Source organism: Alteromonas lipotrueae (genome assembly GCF_019249255.1).
Classification (GTDB): Bacteria; Pseudomonadota; Gammaproteobacteria; order Enterobacterales; family Alteromonadaceae; genus Alteromonas; species Alteromonas lipotrueae.
This window is the reverse complement of the sequence record NZ_JAESDJ010000001.1, coordinates 481,187-500,078: the sequence shown is the minus strand read 5'-3', so window position 1 is coordinate 500,078 and position 18,892 is coordinate 481,187. Positions and strand designations below refer to the sequence as shown.

Here is an 18,892-nt window from a genome sequence, read left to right as displayed (position 1 = left end):
CCAACTAAGGTATTAAATTATAGCTTACCCGAGCAAAGATAGCGCAGTTTGAGGGCGCTGATTTGCTTGACTTAGTACAGAAATAGATGCCTGCTGAATAATCTGATTACGTGTTAACTCTGCAGTTTCAGATGCAAAATCTGTATCACGAATCTGAGAACGTGCAGATGACAGGTTCTCACTGATATTGCTTAAGTTACGGATAGTTGACTGGAAACGGTTTTGAAGCGCACCCAGGTCAGCTCGAACCGCCCCAATACCTGATATCGCTGCGTCTACATCAGACAGAAGTGCTGAGGCACCTTTGGCTGTGGCGACACTCTCGCTGGTAATACCTAACCCAGTGGCACTAAAGCCACTGATAGAACCAAGGTTAGTTGAAGATAAGTTCACAGAAATGGTTTGGCCTGCGTTTGCACCTACTAAGAACTTAGCAGAGAAGTTGCCGTCCAAAATTTTCACACTTCCGAATTGCGTATCTGTCGCAATGCGTGAAATTTCAGTTCTAAGCGCTGATACTTCTTTTTGAAGTGCCAAGCGGTCAGCTGAAGAGTTAATTCCATTCTGCGATTGTACCGCTAGTTGGCGAATACGCTGCAAGCTAGATGTTACTTCGCTAAGCGCCCCTTCAGCAGTTTGTGACAATGAGATAGCATCGTTTGCGTTACGAACAGCTTGGTTTAACCCTTCAACTTGAGACGTTAGACGGTCAGAAATTTGAAGACCAGCAGCATCATCAGCCGCACTGTTGATACGAAACCCAGATGACAATCTTTCAAACGACGTGTTCAACTTATCACTTACGTCAAAAAGCTGACGTTGAGCGTTCAATGAAGACACATTAGTATTTACAAATAAAGACATTAGATTACCTCCTAGGGATTCAATGACGCCTGTGCTATCATTAAACCCTTCCAGTTCAAATTAGCTGGGTCACTACTCCCGACTAACTTCCTCTTGCAAAGTAAATTACATTACCCCTCAACAATAGGTATCGGCCAAGTCTTTAGCTTCTTTAGTTTTTTTTTGCTTTTTTTTGAAAAAAAGTTAATTTTAAATATAACTATCTGATTATTAAGTATTAAAAATTATAATTTTTTTGTGTCTTTTATCTTTTCAGCCACTCAAAAGACACGAATACTAATCTATTTGTGGTAAATCGATGCGCATTCTGACTAACAATTTTTACTTTTAAGGGTATCGCGGCATCATTAGGCCTAACAATGATTCGTAAATTTGACACATTAAGTGAATGCACTTGGCATGGAAGGTGCATTTATATTTGTGAACCATTAATTTTGCTCAAGTTAATGATTTCAGTTTGGCAGGGTGTTTTGGCTTAGAATAAAAAAAAGGCCGAGACATTAAATCTCGGCCAATCTGCTCACGTTAGGAGATTGAGCAAATACTGTTTCAGTCGGCTGGCAGGGTTTTAGTAGGATAAACTGGCCTCTCAACCAACACTTCTACACTCTCAGTCCTGTTAGTCGGCGCTTTCTCAAAGGGGGCGGCCTTAAATGGCCGCCATTCCTTCATTAGGGGATGGCCTCTCAACTCCTTCCCAATTAAAACGCCTTATATACTCCCTACCCTAGTAGTGACAATGCCGCTTGTGGACGCTGGTTTGCCTGGGCAAGAATAGTGGTACTTGCTTGCTGAAGAATCTGGTTACGGCTCAACTCTGCCGTTTCGGTGGCAAAATCTGTATCTTTGATTCGTGATCTTGCCGCAGATACATTCTCAGAAATATTACTTAGGTTTCTGATGGTAGATTGGAAGCGATTTTGAAGCGCACCTAGGTCTGCACGTAAACCACCTATTGCAGATATTGCTGAGTCTACCGACCCAAGTAGTGCTGAAGCATTAGTTTCTGTTAATACGTTATTGTTTCCACCCGTTATCCCCAAACCTGTTGCACTAAATCCGTTAATACCTGCACGGTTCAACGCTTGTGAAGATAAGTTAACAGAAATGGTTTGCCCAGCGTTGGCGCCCACTAAGAAGCGAGCTGAAAATGCGCCAGTTAGTACGTCTACACCAGCAAACTGAGTGGTAGTCGCAATACGTGATATTTCTGTGCGAAGCGCTGACACTTCTTTTTGAAGCGCTAATCTATCCGCAGAAGAGTTAATACCATTTTGCGATTGGATAGCAAGAGTACGAATTCGCTGCAGTGACGTCGTTGTTTCTTGCATTGCACCTTCAGCGGTTTGCGATAATGAAATCGCATCGTTTGCATTACGTACCGCTTGGTTTAGACCTTGAACTTGCGAGGTCATACGGTCAGTAATTTGCAGGCCTGCAGCATCATCAGCGGCACTGTTAATTCTAAAGCCAGATGATAAACGTTCAAATGCCGTATCTAAATTATTGCCTGTTGAAAACAACTGGCGCTGCGCATTAAGCGATGACACATTAGTATTTACGAATAGACTCATGAGAGGTCTCCTAACAGTTTAAGTTTTGCGCTATTGATTTTATTATTTGCGCGAGTTAATTAAATATTTTGGCATAGCTTGTGCTTCACATAATTGTCAGGATTTTTATTCTGACGCTTTAGCGGGTCACTCCCGGTGAAGCTTGTTACATAGAGAAGAAAACTTCTCTTTTGCTGACTGTCGGGTTTGTTGTTCCAGACCTCAAACCTCTCACTACCTCCTGGCTTCATTCTCGCCAGTCAGCAGCCCAATCAGCAAACTTAACTCTTTATCGACTTACCTCACCATTTCCTTTAGAACTTTATGAAAATGATTTTTCTGATTTTAAGCTATTGATCTCCTGACAATATCTAAAACCAAGCAGTCAATTAACACTCATTAAAACGCCATAAACATATTGCTTTTATTATTCGTTATAGGCTTTAAAGAGAGGAAGTAATGTTTACCTTCCCTTTGTTATAGTTATCGTACCGGCAAGCCATTTACTTTAGGTTTTTTTGATCTTTTTGAAAAAGCCTTTTAGTTCAACAATTTAATTCGCAGAAATAAAAAAAGGCCGATTGAAAAATCGGCCTTTTTGAATTTAAATCACTGTGGAACAGCTGAGGTTAAAGGTTCACTACCTCCTGGCCCCATTCTCTCACTATTAACGACTTGGCGTTATTAACCTAGAAGCTGTAGTGCTGCTTGTGGACGCTGATTCGCCTGAGACAACACGGTAGTGCTCGCCTGCTGTAGAATCTGGTTACGGGTCAAGTTAGCAGTCTCTGTTGCAAAATCAGTATCTTTGATTTGCGAGCGTGCCGCAGATACGTTTTCAGAGATGTTACTTAGGTTACGAATCGTTGACTGGAAACGGTTTTGAAGCGCACCTAGGTCAGCGCGAAGTCCACCTACCGCTGAAATAGCCGTATCTACGCTAGCTAACATACTTGATGCGTTTTCACTGGTAAGTACGTTATTAGTGCCACCTGTAATTCCCAAGCCTGTCGCACTGAAACCGTTAACACCAGCGTTTGCCAATGGTTGCGTTGAGAGGTTTACAGAAATCGTTTGGCCAGCGTTTGCACCTACTAAGAATTTAGCAGAGAAGTCACCTGATAATATATTTACACCAGCGAATTGCGTCGTTGTTGAAATACGCGATATTTCAGTTCTAAGTGCTGACACCTCTTTTTGAAGTGCTACACGGTCAGCTGAACTGTTGATACCGTTTTGTGATTGAATTGCTAGTGTACGAATACGTTGAAGAGAAGTCGTCGTTTCTGACAACGCACCTTCAGCAGTTTGCGATAGTGAAATCGCATCATTAGCGTTACGTACCGCTTGGTTAAGACCTTGAACTTGTGAAGTCATTCGGTCGGTGATTTGTAGACCTGCGGCGTCATCTGCAGCACTGTTTATACGGAAACCCGAAGACAGGCGCTCAAAAGACGTACCCAAAGAATTGCTTACATCATACAATTGACGCTGAGCATTCAATGAGGAAACATTGGTATTGACGAACATAGACATAAAGTCTCTCCTACACTCTCAGTCCAGCGTGAGCTGGCTGCCGGGGATCCGGCTATTACAATTTTAATAGTCACCAATACCTGAGGGGTAATGATGAACTGGCTCTCTCAGTGTTTGTATCGACATATCAGCAGTTCCCTTTAGAATTATTTACAAAATTTGCCGTTGTGCGGTATAAAATTGCCGTTTACGATTACATAACAGTCGGTTTTTAAAAGGGTATTAGCGTGAATATAAATTTGAAGATTAACGCGGTTGAGCAAATTTCATCGGAAGGTGAGCACTGCGCATTCACTGATTTAATCGAAAATCCCTTCGACAATAGTCGTAAATCACTACTTTGCTGCTATCGACGAGGCGTGAACCATATAAGCCCAGATGGCGTTGTAATTGTCTGCAAAGTGAATGTTGATTCGGGGGCAAAAACTTATCAGCGACTGGCACTACCCTCTTGGGATTTACGCGATCCAAAATTTTGTTTTGATGGACGAAAGTTAATCATCACAGCCTACGCTAAGCACAAAGACGCAAATACGGGTGCGATAACCACTAAAATGGTGAGTTACTTTTCTACCACCGGGGATTCTTGGTCAAGCCCCCACTTTTTTGGGCACTCGGGTTGGTGGCTGTGGCGGGTAACGTGGAACAAGGATAAAGCTTACGGTTTTGCCTATAATCGTAAAAATCAAAGAATTGATTTGTATGCAGGCGACCCACGCAAACAACTTTACCTTCAAAAGAAAGGCGCTATTTCTTTTGAGAAACACACATTTGGCTACCCGAATGAAAGCCATATATTGTTTGATGATGCTGATAAAGCGACGGCGATTGTGCGCCGCGACGCAGATAGCTTCAGCGCCAAACTAGGTTTCTCCTCCCCGCCCTATACCAACTGGATATGGCACGACTTGAAACACTACGTAGGTGGACCGGTAATGTTATCACTTACAGACAATATGTATATGGTTGCAGGCAGAAACTGGGATGGGAGAAATCTGACAACGGCAATTTGGTTACTTTCATCGACTGATTATTCGCTGAAACTTCTGATTACCTTACCTAGTAAAGGGGACAATAGTTACCCGGGCTTGATATGGCAAGGCGACACGTTATATGTCTCTTATTACTCAGATCATATCGATAACAAAACCCGAGTATACCTTGCCACATTGTCAGGGATGAATGGCCTATTAAATGAAGTTGAACAGGGATAAGTTAGACACTTGCGGAAAAGTAGCTAATGCCGCATTGAGTGCCGTTTCTTGTTTGGCAAATTCCGTAGAGGCCTCTGCATAATCAACATCTTGGATTGATGAACGGGATGCCTTTGCCGCAATTTCCATATCAAGGTTACTTTCGTAAGTAGATTCAGCGATGTTTAGACGGCTACCGATTGACGCACGTTCTAAAGATATTTTTTCTAACCCATTATCTAACCCAACTAATGTGTCGGCAATAGCCTCTTGCAGCGCACTATCATCAATGGTGCTATCCATGAGTATGGTTTGAATTTCGTGAAGCGATTGGGCCATACTTTTTTTCTCCGGCGCATCCAAAGAAAAGTTAATGGTATCACCAACGGCAGCGGAAGCTTCAAACTGCATGCCTTTGATAGTAAATGGGCTACCGGAAGTATAACCAACTGTTCCCACAATAGCGCCAGTGCCAGTATTAGTTAGCTGTGCTTCACCCGATGCCAAAAACTCTACTTCATAGTTGTTATTAGCACTGGTCACTGGGTCATAATTGTTGTTGAAGAAGGTATCAAACGTGCCTTGTTCTTTAACTACTGTGTTTTGTAAATCAGCAACTGTACTGCCGGTTACTGAGAAATCAAAACGGGATAGTACGTTCTCAAAAACTTCATAACCGTTACTCGTAGATTGTATTTTTGAGCTAGACGATAGCTGAATAAAACTTACGCCTGCATCACCTGAAAATGTGATGGCATTCCCTGTTGATGCGGGGTTGTAGGTAAAGGCTTGGTTTGCAGACTGGTAGCCTGCATACATGTAATTCCCATCGGCGTCTTGCGTATTCATCAAGTCGAAGATTTCCAACTTAATTTGTTCTAACTCAGCCCCGATAGCGCGTTTATCAGGATCATCAAGAATACCCGAGCCTGCTTGAACGACTAGTGTCCTAGCACGGTTAATCGAATTGGTAATATTCGTTAGCACTGCTTCTTGCTGTTCTAGAGAACCTGTTACCAAATCATTATTTCGTTGAAATTGCGTCAGCCCATCAAGCTCTTCGGTCAAGCGCAGTACTTTTGCAGCGCCCACAGGATCGTCTGCCGGCGTAATGATCCGCTTTCCCGTCGCTAACTGCTCCTGCGTTTTAACCAAATCTTGTTGATTTTCCATAATGGAGCGAATGCTTTGGTCGTAAACTTGACTCGTCGATATACGCATAATGTGTTACCTCGCCGCACTTAGAATAGTATCGAACAACTCCTGCGCTGTGCTCAATATTCTTGCTGCGGCAGAATAAGACTGCTGAAACTTAATCAGGTTTGCCGCTTCTTCATCTAGGCTCACCCCAGATACTGACTCAAACCAATTTTCCGATTGTGTTTTCATTGCTTCTGCTGAAGTCAAAGAAATGTCAGCCATGGCTGCATCTTCACCAATTCGCCCTACCATAGATGCATAGGCATCTTGAAAAGTACGTTGCTGATTGGTTGATTCACTGCTCACTTGCACTAGGTTCTCGTTCTGCAACGATGCGATTTCAAGTGCATTACTGTTGTCGTTAAAGCCATCAGTGTTGTAACTAATAGAAAAACTATCACCCGCTTTAGGTACGCCATCTAAACTAATGTCGTAACCCGGGTAGTCATTTAGTGATGAAAATGCTGCAGGCCAAGCAGGGCCGCTGCCACTACTTTCAGCCTGTGCTAATAAGTTACTTAAATTGGTCGCACCGGTCACATTGGTGATTACATTTGGCGGCGTTTCCCCATCAAGTACTTGATAGCTATCTTCTGCGGTAAAGACAATTTGAGCTGGCGCGCCAAACGTGCCACTGGGTGAACTGGCTAAATCATGTATTCCACCTGCGCCATCAAATGCAGATTGCTCAGTTCCGCCGCCGACTTCAGTGTTGGTGATTGTTACCCCGCTCACATTGGCGCTACCTAAATTCGTGGCATCCGCTTGGGCTCTTACTGGCGCCGCGAACGCGAGATCTTCAGGTCTGTTTGTGGCTAGCTCAATGGATGATGCAATAGTTTTGGTAGGTTGCATCAAAAACTCATCCCCTACCGCATAGGTTGAAGCTCCACCAAACTCTACTTCAATACCGCCAGGTAATTCATTAAACCCAGTAGTGACAGTGTAATTAGAAAAGACAATATCATTCCCAGAGCCGTCTTTTTGAGGTGTTCCGTCAGGATTTAAAAACGTAATTTCTATTTCGCTAGGAACCCCTGCCGCTACTGCCGTCACCTCAATTTGATAATCGGCGTCAGTAAGTTCAGCACTTTTGCCTGCAATAAGCTGACCGACAACCTGATAGTCTCCGTTGGTATCTTGTGTTTCCAATCCCCTAAAAGTAGGAATGTCGAAAATATTGCTGCCCAACTGACCGTCTAAATCCATACCTAGCTTGTTTTGGGTGTTGACAGCATCGGCAAAAGCAACGGAAAGCTGGCCTACGTCGCGCATGGCAGTACCAAGTACTTCGTTTCTATAACGAAATAGCCCACCTAAGCTGCCGCCTAAGTCACTCTCTACAATACGAACTGTGGTATCGTTTTTAGTTTGAGAACCAAAATCTGTTTCTAACTTTAGTTCTTTGTTGGTTGAGTCTGCACTCGTACTTATTTCAAATAAATTGAACGCGCCGTTATCTAATATAAGAGATTCGCCAGTGGTCAAATTCACGGTGATCGCACCGTTTTGACTTTGACTGTCTTTCACATCGATTGCCATAATAGAGGCAAGCTCTTCAACAGCGGCATCTCGTTTATTCATTAATGCGCTGGGTTCGTCGCTGGTGTTGTTCCCTTTGGCAATCACAATGTTTTTGTTTAGTTCGCCAATTGAGCTAATCAAACTATTGGTTCTATTAACTAAAGACGTGACTTCAAGGTTAAACTCTTCTTCCTTTTCCACCATGTAATCTGAGAGGGTTTTCATACGCTGGTATAGCGACTCTGATTTCCCTAATACCTGTTCACGTGAGGCCAAGTTTGTAGGGTCGTCTGACGCAGTTTGTACCGCTGCAAAGTAATCACTAATACCTTTAGATAGTGAGTTCGCCTCACCAGCCAGAAGGTTATCAATTGCAGAGGTTTTGGAAGAAAAAGCTTCTAGTTCACCCACCGAGGTTATGTCGCGACGAAGCTGGTTTTGCGCAAATACGTTAATAATTCGCTCTGTATTTCCAATTTCAACACCGAATACATCACTGTTAACTAACTCGGTTCGTTCACGTACGTACCCGGGCGTATTTACATTGGCAATATTATTACTGGTCGTTTGTAAAAGCTTACTACTGGCGTTTACACCACTGGTGGCAAGGGAAAATAAATCAACTGCGCTCATATATTAAACCCCTCTTCTTACGGCATTAAGCCGTTAAGCCTATCGCTGTTGTAAACGGCCATTATCTTGTTGGCGTAATTAGGATCCGTAGCATATCCAGCACTTTGTAGCTCGCGAGTATAGCGGTGTGCATCTGAGGCTTGTTCCACCGCATGCTGATAACGGGGCTGAGTGGTGATAAAGCGACCGTAGTCATCAACCGCCTCCTCTAATGACGCATAAGAACGAAATGCAGCTTTTTGCTTTTGTGGAATGCCGCTATTAAATTCAAGTGTATCGACAACCGCTTGCTCGCCTTCCCACTGCGAATTCGCTTTAATACCAAAAAGATTGTGCGAGCTTTCGCCGTCGGCATTGTGAATAACAAACTTACCCCAACCTGTTTCAACCGCGGCCTGCGCGATAATGGCTTTAGCATCCATACCGTATTTGTCAGCCACTTGTTCAGCATAGGGGCGTAAGGTTTCAACAAAATCTTCAGGGCTATCGAACATGCTATCTTTTGCGGCCGATTTCACTCCTTTAGACTCGGAAGCCAGCACGGTTTCTTGGGCTTGCTCTATAGCGATAACACGGTCGCGGTTCAGCGAATTCAAGTTGCCGTCACTACGAATCACACTGGCTGGTAAATAGCTGTCTTCAGATTGGCCCATTTGTTTGACGATAATGTCAGCCAAGCCCATGCCGCCCCCCGCCGTTAAATCGGTTGCAAGCTGTTGGTCGTGCATATCGCGATAAAATTTAACTTGTTGAGAATTGAACGGGCTGTCTTCATCAGCCAGGGCATCTTGCGCTTTACGCATCGACTTCAGCATCATTTGCACAAATATGGCTTCAAATTGTTCTGCCGCTTCTTGCAATACACTTTCATCACCCGAAGCAATAGCCTCGCGCATTTTATTAATACTGCCAAGGTCGTGGACATTACGTGCCATATCGAGCTGATTTTTTGAGCTGAATGCTTCCATTAGATAATCACCAATTCACCGTGAAGCGCACCGGCCTGCCTTAAAGCTTCTAAGATAGCCATTAAATCGCCAGGTGCAGCCCCCACCTCATTAACGGCCCGCACTAGCTGATCCAGTGTAACGCCAGGTTCAAATGAAAACATGCGGCTATCAGATAAATCCACATCAACAATCGACTGTGTGGTAACTACCGTTTCGCCGTCCGCAAACGCATTGGGTTGAGTAACTTGTTGGTTTTCTGAAATCGTCACAGTTAACCCGCCATGGGTTATAGCGGCAGGTAGTAATCGCACGTCTCGACCAATCACAATGGTGCCTGTGCGGCTATTGATGACAACCCGTGCAGGGGCATCAGCTGGTGTAAATTCGAAATTTTCCAGTGTGGCCAAAAAGCCCACTCGCTGACCAACATCTCTTGGTGCCGATACACGTACCGACGCGGCATCAATGGGCGTAGCGATGGAATAACCTTTTTCTGGCTGTGCACCCAATCGCTCGTTAATCACATCAGCTAAGGCTTTTGCTGTTGAAAAGTCAGGGTAATGCAAGTTCAATGTTAATGAGTCGCCATTGGCAAAACCGCTAGGGACGGTTTGCTCTACCATAGCGCCGTTAGGAATACGGCCTACGGTCGGCGTATTCACCACAATTCGCGAACCATCGCCGCCTTGTGCGCCAAAGCCACTTACTACCAAACTACCTTGCGCAACTGCATACACTTTGCCATCTACACCGCGAAGAAATGTCTGTAACAGCGTACCGCCTTGCAAGCTACTCGCTTCGCCTACTGACGACACAGTAATATCAATGGTTTGTCCTGGTTTAGTAAAAGCCGGCAGTTCTGCGTGTACAGCCACGGCTGCAACATTCTTAATTTTAGGTTTGGTGTTGGAATCTAAACTTATGCCGAAGTTACTTAGCATGGTACGAAAGCTTTGCTCAGTGAAAGGGCTTTGCTCACCGGTGCCGGGTAAGCCTACCACTAGGCCATAGCCTACTAATTGGTTGCTTCTCACCCCTTGGATACTTGCTAAGTCTTTAATGCGTTGTGCATTGGTATTGCCTGACAATACCAATGTAAATGCGATAATAACTACTGAAAACAAACGCATAATGATTCTCCTAGCCCCGCTTAAAGCGGCCACCATGATGATGTGAAAAACTTCGTAAGCCAGCCTTTCTCTTGCGCACTGGCAAAAGAGCCCGTTCCGCTGTATTGAATTCTGGCATTCGCTATTTTTGTCGATAGCACTTCATTTTCGGGGCTAATATCAGATAAGCGAATGATGCCCGTCAAACGGATGTATTCGTCGCCATGATTTAAGGTAAGCCACTTTTCACCGCGAATGACCAAATTGTCATTGGGTAGCACTTCAACTACGGTGACAGAGATATTTCCCGATAAACTGTTACTTTGGTTTGTCGCTGCATCCCCTGCAAAGTCGTTTGACGAACTTACGCCAAGCTGAACCGATTGCCCGCCAATATTTAACGCCTGGCCACCTAATCCAGTGATCGTGTCTAAATCTACCGTGGTATCTTTTGATGTCGACGTGCCAGCTGATTTACTCGCGTTAGTATTTTCACTTAACGTGATAGTAATAATGTCGCCAACCCGTCTAGCCGTCATATCTGAATACAAGCTATTGGCCATGTAAGAGCGGAACAGCGAACCATCTTCTACAATCTTCTCACGAGGATAATCAGGTACCACTGGAGCAAACGACGGGTCGTTTGCTTGAACCGGTGGCTGGTTAGTGCTTGCACAACCTGCCAATATTGCCACTGAAAGGAAGAGTCCGATAATTCGCATAACATTACTCACTAAAGTTGCTGAATGACTTGTCCAAGCATCTGATCCACAGATGAAATCACTTTCGAGTTCATCTCGTACAAACGTTGACTTTCAATCAAATTAACCAGCTCTTCGGTCACATTCACGTTAGAGGTTTCTAACGTACCTTGTGCAATCGTGCCTATACCTTGAAGGCCTGGTACACCTTGAATAGGCGCGCCACTTGATGCTGTTTCAACGTATAGGTTCTGCCCAATAGGTTGTAGACCCGTAGGGTTAATGAAGTCTGATAAGTTCATTTGCCCAAGCACTTGCGGCTCTGCTTGACCACGAATTGACACGCTAATTTCACCGTCTTGTGAAATCGTGATTTGCTGCGCATCTTCCGGAATAGCCACTTCAGGTTGGAGTAAAAAACCCGCGCCAGAAGTCACTATCTGACCTTGGTCGTTCATTGAAAACTGACCATTTCTTGAGTAGGCAATGGTGCCGTCAGGCTGCAAAATCTCAAAGTAGCCTCGCCCCTGAATAGACATATCTAACGCATTATCTGTGGTTAGCAAGTTGCCTTGGGTATGTGCTTTTTGTGTTGATACTACCTTTGAACCAGAACCTAACATAAGGCCAGAAGGTAATTCGGTATCAGCTGATGAGCGGCCACCAGGTTGGTTTATATTCTGATAAAGCAAGTCTTCAAAAATTGCTCTGTCTTTTTTAAAACCTACCGTTGATGCGTTAGCCAGGTTGTTCGATACCACCGCCACATCTGTTTGTGCGGCATCAAGACCTGTTTTACTTATCCACAATGCTGGGTGCATGGCGACCTCCTAACCTTTAAAGTTCGTATAACGAAATTGTTAACTATTCTATAGAATGCGCAGTAATTGGTTGCCGCGAGTATCTAGCTCATCAGCTTGCTTCATCATCTTCACTTGAAGCTCATAGTGGCGCTGAAGGCTTATCATATTGACCATTTCGTCAACGGCATTAACATTCGAGCCTTCCAACATGCCAGACATCACTTTCACACCAGCGTTTGCTGGAGCTACCGTGCCGTCTTCCATTCTAAATAAACCATCAGTGCCTCGTTCCATATCGGCATAGTTCGGCTTAACCAATTTCAGCCGGCCAACATCTTCAATCACATTTTCTGGCGCGCCAAGCTGTCTCATTGACAACGTACCGTCCATACCAATATCTAGATTATCTAGGGGCACAGGAAGAAAGATTGGACCGTTATCACCTAAAACGGGGCGATTGTGCACATCTGTCAAAATACCGTCGTCACCTAACTTGAAGTTACCGTCACGAGAATAAGCTTCTTGCCCATTATCGTCTTGAACGGCAAACCAGCCATCGCCTTGTATAGCAACGTCTAAATCACGACCCGTTTGAATCATAGGGCCCGACTCATAGTTGTTTGACGGACTTTCGGTCATTGAAAAAACGCGAGACGGCAAACCTTCGCCGTAGGCAGGCATTGACCTTGCCTGTTCTAACTGAGCTCTAAACCCAGTTGTTTGCGCGTTAGCCAAGTTATTGGCACGTAGCCCCGTACCTAAAAGGTCTTGAGATGCACCACTGGCAGCAATGTAGAGAAGTTTGTCCATGACTGACTTTTGACTCTGGTTAAACCATATACAGGTTTTGCAATCCCAGTGCCAACATGCACAAATCGAAGTGGATACAAAAAAACCGCAACTATGTTGCGGTTTTTTTACTTAAACATCACTGCTTATCGGATGTTCAGGATAGTCTGGTTCAGTGAGTTGTTCACTTCAAGCGCTCGAGAGTTCGCCTGGAAGTTCCGCTGTGCAATAATCATATCGATTAGTTCAGTGGTAAGGTTAACGTTAGCTTGCTCTAGGGCTGATGAGTTAATTTCACCAAAAGTACCCGTAGTCGCTTCACCCGCTAATGCTTCACCAGATAGAATGCTTTCTTTCCATTCCGTGCTGCTTTGCTGTGTTAAGCCTTGCTCATTGGCAAACCTCACTAGGGCCACTCGCACAATTGGCTCAGAAGTACCATTTGAGAAAGTCGCTCGAACCAAGCCATCTGGGCCAATATCGATACCGGTCAAACGACCAACAGGCAAACCATCTTGCTCTAATGACGTAACTTCGAATGCTGATGCGTATTGCGTAGGCTCAACAGTAGTGGCTCCGCTAGGCTCTAGGTTAAAATCAATGCCAATTTGCTGCGTTGCATCTGCACCATTTGATAAGGCTGAACCAAGCGCTTCAGTAGTTAACTTATAATCGGTAGTTTGAATGCCATCTGGCGATTCAATACCAATAAAGTCACCACCTTGAGAAAACACGAGTTTAGCGGCTGTAACGCCGTTACCTGTGTTAGTACCCAATGAGTTTACCGCTGTTGTAGGATCGGAATCTGTACCGGTAGAATTCACTAAATCAGTAAGTTGATCGTCAACCGCTGTAGCCACATACCATTCGTTGTCTGCCGCCACATCTTTAACGAAGTAATAGGTCATCACGTGGCTGTCGCCTAGTGAGTCATAAACCGTTACCGAGGTTGCCGCGTTATAGGTAAGTGGATCTTCCGGGTCGAATGCAGCAGGGTCTAAGCCCTGATCACCCGCAGGTAAGTTCATACGAATATCAACTTCTGAGGTTTGAGCTGGAGACCCTGACGAATCTGGAATTTGTACTGGCTCAGTGGTACTCAATGCAACTGACGAACTGGTAGAGTCTGAGTTAACGGGAAAACCTAAAAGTAAGTCGCCGTTACTGTTAACCACGTAATTGTCATCATCTAACTTAAACTGGCCAGCTCGGGTAAACGAGAAATCTCGTGAGGTTTCATCAGGAACGGTGGCAAAAAAGCCGTTCCCAGTGATTGCTAAATCAAGTGCTGTATTGGTGAACTGTAAGCTACCTTGAGAAAACTGCTGGGCTACATCTTGTGTCAAAACACCGTCGCCCACTTTGGTCTTACTGCCAGCCAAAAGTGATGTGGCGTACACGTCGCCGAATTCAGCGCGAGACTCTTTAAAGCCAACAGTATTCACGTTTGCGATGTTATTCGCGGTTACATCTAAATCTTTTTGTGCGGCAGCTACGCCACTTAGTGCAATATTAAAAGACATGCTTCTTTCTCCTGCTAACTGCCGATTTGAATAACGTCGTCAAGACTAATGCTGACTTCGCCATCTAAATTTAAAATGACGCCCTGACCGCTGCCGGCCAAACTAACACTTCCTACATGACGATTAATGGCTGTATTCAATTGAACGCCTTCACCATTTATTTCGCCTGTAGCACTGATTACGTAGTCGCCCGCTGGCATATCGTTGCCTTGGGTATCCTTGCCATCCCATTCAAATTGAATGTTGCCAGCGGCTTGTGTGCCAGCATCAATGGTCTTAATCACTTCACCGTATTGATTTTCAACAGTGATCGTCATGTTTTGTACGCTCTGCTCATTGACCACAACACCAGATACGCCTGCAGCGTCGCTAGACATGTGCCCTACGTTGCCCTGTACCAACACGTTCTGACCTATCAAGCTTGATGCTTGTAATGCCTGGTTAGATGTCATCGAGGCGGCGAATGACTCGAATTTATCATTCAACTGAGAAATACCATCAGCCATAGTGAATGATGTCATTTGCGCTACCATCTGGTCGTTATCTACGGGTTTAGTAGGATCCTGATTCGCTAATTGCTCGGTTAACATGGCAAAAAAGTCTTCTTGCGAAAGCTGTTGCTCTGTTCCATCGACAACCGGAACCGTCTCTTCTTGCCAGTAGAGTTCGTTGTTCAGGCCAGTGGTGTTGTTAATTGTGGTCACAGTATTTTCCTCACATTACCTACGCGGCAACTTATTGCCCTTGCCCTAGCTGCAATACCCGACGAAATATCTTTTTCGTGGTATCTGCAACCTGAACGTTGGTTTCATAGGCTTTTGATGCCGACATCATATTTGCCATTTCTTCCACGATGTTGACGTTAGGCTTATAGATATAACCTTCTTCGTCAGCCATTGGGTTATGCGGAGCATACTCAACTTGCAATGGTGCATCGCTTTCTACAATTCCCTTAACTTCAACACCCACGCCTTTGGATTGATCGCCCATAGCACGCTGTAACTCTGCGGCAAACACAGGGTGTCTTGCACGGTACGTTTCGTTATAACTACTGCTTACCGAATTCGCGTTGGCAATATTACTTGCGGTTGTGTTTAAACGAACATTCTCAGCTTCCATACCGGTACTGGAAATTGACATCACATTAAATAAGCTCATGATTACTGGCCTCCAGAACTAAGGGCTTTTTTCATACCTTTGACTTTACTGTTAATAAACTCAAGTGTGGCTTGATAGCGTAAACCGTTATCTAAAAAGCGGTTACGTTCTGCCTGTACTTCCACCGTATTACCGTCGCCGGTATCCGGTTGCGTGGGTATGCGGTATTGCATTTCAAAATTTGATGCTACCGACGATACATCGCCACCTATGTGTTTATCGTGCGTTCTTACTAAGCTTCCACCACCCAATTTGTGCTGCCCTTCTTGGGCGCTCATGGCTGACTCCATCGCTTTATTAAAGTCGATGTCTTTAGCTTTATAACCAGGGGTATTGGCGTTCGCTAGGTTTCCAGAGATGACTTCCATTCTGTCGGTGCGTATTGCTAACGCCGACTGATGAAACCCGACTAACTTGTCGAGATTAATGGCCATATTGAAAACTCCTAGCTGAGAAATTCCGTAAATACGTCATGAGTAAACAATGACGAATTATCTGTTATAGGATTTTACTAGCAAGGCAGATGCCAACCTGAAGATTGGCACTGTATAAAAACATAAAAAAACGAGGGGGGAATTGAAAATAATTAAATAAATTCAGCAATTTAAGTAGTTATTTTTTTTGATAATACAAACCAGGATTACATTTGATCATGGCGTAAGTATCACTTGCCGCACTGATAGATTCAGACGCGCCAAGGAAAAGGACACCGGCAGGTTGCAGCTGCCCGGCAATTTGTTGCAGTATCTTTTGTTTTACATCTGCCGAAAAATAAATCAGCACATTGCGGCAAAAAACGATGTCGAAGCGGCCAAGTGCTGCATAGGAGGTTAACAAATTCAAACTTCTGAATGATACCATGTTGCGCACTTCTGGCTTTACCTGCATCTGGCCACTTTCGTGGGATTGGAAGAACATAGCCCTACGTTGTGGCGATAACCCTCTAGCAAGCGAAAGTTCATCGTATAGCCCTTGGCTACACTTGTTTAGCATTTCAGAAGAAAGATCGGTGGCTATAATTTCAACCCCTTGCCTAAGCAATCCAGGTCGCTGTTTTTGAAACTCTAATATCGACATAGCAATAGAGTATGGCTCTTGTCCGGACGAACAAGCTGCACTCCAAATTCTAAGTTTCTGGTTTTTCGTTGCCAGTTGAGGAAGTAAATCGCGTTGTAGCAACTCAAACGGGTAGGTATCTCTAAACCACAATGTTTCGTTCGTGGTCATTGCATCAATGACGCTTTGTAAAAGGCTACGATCGTAACCTTTTACAACCACATCAATCAGCGCATCAGTATTGTCATAGTCATGTTTATATAACAAAGACGCAAGCCTGCTTCTTACCAGATATTGCTTGTTTTCCCCGAGTACTATTCCACATTGTTTCTCGAGGAAGTGCCGAAACTTTTCATAGCTTGTCGGCGACACATTTTTATTATCCAACCCCTACCGCTCCATTATTCACAATCCGTCATTAACCACTTCTGAACTGCTGTTGCTAGTTCATCGGGGTGAAATTTCGCAATAAAGTCATCCGCTCCCACTTTCTGAACCATCGCTTGGTTGAATACACCGCTTAAAGAAGTATGAAGTACAACATGAAGCTTTTGAAGTTCAGGTGTATTCTTAATTTCAGCTGTAAGGGTGTAACCGTCCATCTCCGGCATTTCTATGTCGGACACTAATACCCCAATTCGCTTGGTGATATCACCATATTCTTCCGCGATTTCCTTCAAGCGGTTTAACGCTTCCAAACCGTTTTTTGCCAGCTCAATTTCTAGCCCGAGCGAGGTTAGCGCTTTTTTAACTTGGTTTCTTGCCACCGCTGAATCATCAGCAATGAAGATAATTTTGTCTTCTTTACCTTCCGTAGTAAGCCCTTCAGCAACATCGGCGCTTACTTCAGCATTTAGTGGTGAAATTTCGTTAAGGATTTTTTCAACGTCGAGAATTTCAATTAACTCGTTTTCAACTTCAGTAACAGCGGTTAAGTAACTTGCTCGGCCTGTCCCCTGTGGAGGCGGCATAATGGCATCCCAGTTAGTGTTAATAATGCGCTCAACAGCGCCCACTAAAAAACCTTGAACAGAACGATTGTATTCAGCAATAACGATAAAAGCGTTTGATAAATCTTCAATACGCTTGCCGCCCGTCGCCATGCTTAAATCGATGACAGAAATAGTTTGCCCACGAATATGTGCTATTCCGCGAACTAGCGAGTTCAACTTCGGCATTGAAGTCAGTGGTGGACACTGGAGCACTTCTCGTACTTTAAAGACGTTTATACCAAAGCGTTGACGACCATTAAGCCTGAACAACAATAACTCAAGACGGTTTTGACCAACTAATTGGGTTCGTTGGTTAACCGAGTCTAAAATTCCCGACATATCTCACCTCTTTTTAATACTGGGCATGATCATTGCCTTCACTAAAGAGAATAGACAATATCACTAAATGTATGCAGGTCAAACGACAGAAAAATGACGGTTTCGCTGCATGTACAACTTAATCACGGACGTACGCAAGTTATTGTCTCAACCTAATTTGTCTTATAAGCATAGACAATAACTCAGTAAGTGAACACGAAAAGTGACTATGAAAAATTTAAAAAATGTAAAATCTTGGCTTACAGGAATTCGTCTGCCACTTTTCACTACTATGGCGGCAGTTATTTTAGCGCCTTACAGTTACGCTGAAACGATGCACGATGTGGTGAATAAGGGCGCAGAAGAATACTTGCTGTCGACCCTTAGTATACACGATGAAAACACCGATATTGCGGTAAGCATTGCTGAAGTAGACGAAAGAATTAATATTCCTCAGTGTCCGACGGGATTTCAATTCCACGCATCTGATGAATCTTTGGGCCAATCTTATATTTCTGTGCGGGTAAGTTGCACAAATAATGACTGGTACTTGTTTACCAGCGCCCAAGTGACAAGAACGAAAGAAATTGTGGTTACTTCTGGCGCGGTTAGCCCTGGCACTGTGCTTTCTGCATCTAATCTGACGTTGGCATCCGTAGATATAAAGCGTCTTCGATACAGTGCATTTACCGATGTAGATGCATTGATTGGCGCTCGAATGAAACGTCGAATTGTTGATGGCCAAGCTGTGCAATCAAATATGCTATGCTTTGTGTGCAAGGGCGATAGAATTACCATTCGTGCATCATTGGGTGGGATGGCGGTTAAAACATCTGGAATAGCACAACAAGATGGTGTTATTGGCGATACCATAAAGGTGCTCAATGCCAGTAGCCAAAATCCCGTGATAGCGGAAGTCGCCAGCGCTCAAGAAGTCGTGGTACACTTGTAGTTCAGCGTGCTAAAAAACTACGTTTTCGTTGTATAAAA

General features: G+C 44.2%; 18 protein-coding genes. 2 read left to right on the top strand and 16 right to left on the bottom strand.

Annotation, left to right across the window (positions count from 1 at the left end; genetic code table 11):
* Window positions 1-24: 24 nt before the first annotated feature.
* From KYS23_RS02090 to KYS23_RS02080, 3 genes are all read right to left on the bottom strand, one after another.
* Window positions 25-864 (bottom strand): flagellin N-terminal helical domain-containing protein, encoded by an 840-nt coding sequence (locus KYS23_RS02090; RefSeq protein WP_159529293.1) that lies wholly within the window; start codon window positions 862-864, stop codon window positions 25-27.
* A 722-nt stretch (window positions 865-1,586) separates the two neighbouring features.
* Entirely contained in the window at window positions 1,587-2,438 is an 852-nt protein-coding gene (locus KYS23_RS02085; protein WP_159529291.1) for a flagellin N-terminal helical domain-containing protein, read from the bottom strand.
* A 663-nt stretch (window positions 2,439-3,101) separates the two neighbouring features.
* Window positions 3,102-3,953 carry a flagellin N-terminal helical domain-containing protein gene (locus KYS23_RS02080; RefSeq protein WP_159529289.1) on the bottom strand — a complete coding sequence of 284 codons (852 nt, stop codon included), beginning with the start codon at window positions 3,951-3,953 and terminating at the stop codon, window positions 3,102-3,104.
* 227 nt (window positions 3,954-4,180) lie between these two features.
* Here KYS23_RS02080 and KYS23_RS02075 point away from each other — a divergent pair, with 227 nt between their 5' ends.
* Complete coding sequence (locus KYS23_RS02075) at window positions 4,181-5,167, top strand: hypothetical protein (RefSeq protein ID WP_218417979.1); 987 nt, start codon at window positions 4,181-4,183, stop codon at window positions 5,165-5,167.
* Here the strand turns inward: KYS23_RS02075 and flgL are convergent.
* From flgL to KYS23_RS02010, 13 genes are all read right to left on the bottom strand, one after another.
* Window positions 5,144-6,367 carry a flagellar hook-associated protein FlgL gene (flgL, locus tag KYS23_RS02070; RefSeq protein WP_159529285.1) on the bottom strand — a complete coding sequence of 408 codons (1,224 nt, stop codon included), beginning with the start codon at window positions 6,365-6,367 and terminating at the stop codon, window positions 5,144-5,146. The two genes, KYS23_RS02075 and flgL, sit on opposite strands and share 24 nt — an antisense overlap.
* Window positions 6,368-6,373: 6 nt before the next feature.
* The gene (flgK, locus tag KYS23_RS02065) at window positions 6,374-8,503 is read right to left on the bottom strand and encodes a flagellar hook-associated protein FlgK (RefSeq protein ID WP_159529283.1); all 2,130 of its coding nucleotides are present in this window, start codon (window positions 8,501-8,503) and stop codon (window positions 6,374-6,376) included.
* Between the two features lie 17 nt (window positions 8,504-8,520).
* Window positions 8,521-9,471 carry a flagellar assembly peptidoglycan hydrolase FlgJ gene (gene flgJ, locus KYS23_RS02060; RefSeq protein ID WP_159529281.1) on the bottom strand — a complete coding sequence of 317 codons (951 nt, stop codon included), beginning with the start codon at window positions 9,469-9,471 and terminating at the stop codon, window positions 8,521-8,523.
* The gene (locus tag KYS23_RS02055; protein ID WP_159529279.1) at window positions 9,471-10,583 is read right to left on the bottom strand and encodes a flagellar basal body P-ring protein FlgI; all 1,113 of its coding nucleotides are present in this window, start codon (window positions 10,581-10,583) and stop codon (window positions 9,471-9,473) included. The genes flgJ and KYS23_RS02055 overlap by 1 nt, the downstream gene beginning before the upstream one ends.
* 20 nt (window positions 10,584-10,603) lie before the next feature.
* On the bottom strand, window positions 10,604-11,284 hold the full coding sequence (gene flgH / locus KYS23_RS02050; RefSeq protein WP_057796302.1) for a flagellar basal body L-ring protein FlgH: 681 nt from the start codon (window positions 11,282-11,284) through the stop codon (window positions 10,604-10,606).
* Window positions 11,285-11,295: 11 nt separating this feature from the next.
* Window positions 11,296-12,084, bottom strand: coding sequence for a flagellar basal-body rod protein FlgG (flgG, locus tag KYS23_RS02045; RefSeq protein WP_013785145.1), 789 nt, complete (start codon window positions 12,082-12,084; stop codon window positions 11,296-11,298).
* A gap of 48 nt (window positions 12,085-12,132) precedes the next feature.
* Window positions 12,133-12,876 carry a flagellar basal body rod protein FlgF gene (locus KYS23_RS02040; RefSeq protein ID WP_159529277.1) on the bottom strand — a complete coding sequence of 248 codons (744 nt, stop codon included), beginning with the start codon at window positions 12,874-12,876 and terminating at the stop codon, window positions 12,133-12,135.
* A 125-nt stretch (window positions 12,877-13,001) separates the two neighbouring features.
* Window positions 13,002-14,378 (bottom strand): flagellar hook protein FlgE, encoded by a 1,377-nt coding sequence (gene flgE, locus KYS23_RS02035; protein ID WP_159529275.1) that lies wholly within the window; start codon window positions 14,376-14,378, stop codon window positions 13,002-13,004.
* A 14-nt stretch (window positions 14,379-14,392) separates the two neighbouring features.
* Window positions 14,393-15,082, bottom strand: a complete 690-nt coding sequence (gene flgD, locus KYS23_RS02030; RefSeq protein ID WP_159529273.1) for a flagellar hook assembly protein FlgD — start codon at window positions 15,080-15,082, stop codon at window positions 14,393-14,395.
* Between the two features lie 31 nt (window positions 15,083-15,113).
* Window positions 15,114-15,536, bottom strand: coding sequence for a flagellar basal body rod protein FlgC (gene flgC, locus KYS23_RS02025; protein ID WP_159529271.1), 423 nt, complete (start codon window positions 15,534-15,536; stop codon window positions 15,114-15,116).
* A 2-nt stretch (window positions 15,537-15,538) separates the two neighbouring features.
* Window positions 15,539-15,970, bottom strand: coding sequence for a flagellar basal body rod protein FlgB (gene flgB / locus KYS23_RS02020; protein ID WP_159529269.1), 432 nt, complete (start codon window positions 15,968-15,970; stop codon window positions 15,539-15,541).
* A gap of 178 nt (window positions 15,971-16,148) precedes the next feature.
* Window positions 16,149-16,979, bottom strand: a complete 831-nt coding sequence (locus KYS23_RS02015) for a CheR family methyltransferase (RefSeq protein ID WP_159529267.1) — start codon at window positions 16,977-16,979, stop codon at window positions 16,149-16,151.
* Window positions 16,980-16,993: 14 nt separating this feature from the next.
* Window positions 16,994-17,923, bottom strand: a complete 930-nt coding sequence (locus tag KYS23_RS02010; protein WP_129736996.1) for a chemotaxis protein CheV — start codon at window positions 17,921-17,923, stop codon at window positions 16,994-16,996.
* 208 nt (window positions 17,924-18,131) lie between these two features.
* On the opposite strand from KYS23_RS02010, the gene flgA reads away from it, so the two are divergent.
* Window positions 18,132-18,854: a flagellar basal body P-ring formation chaperone FlgA gene (gene flgA / locus KYS23_RS02005; protein ID WP_218417978.1), complete on the top strand. Its 723-nt coding sequence runs from the start codon at window positions 18,132-18,134 to the stop codon at window positions 18,852-18,854.
* Window positions 18,855-18,892 lie beyond the last annotated feature (38 nt).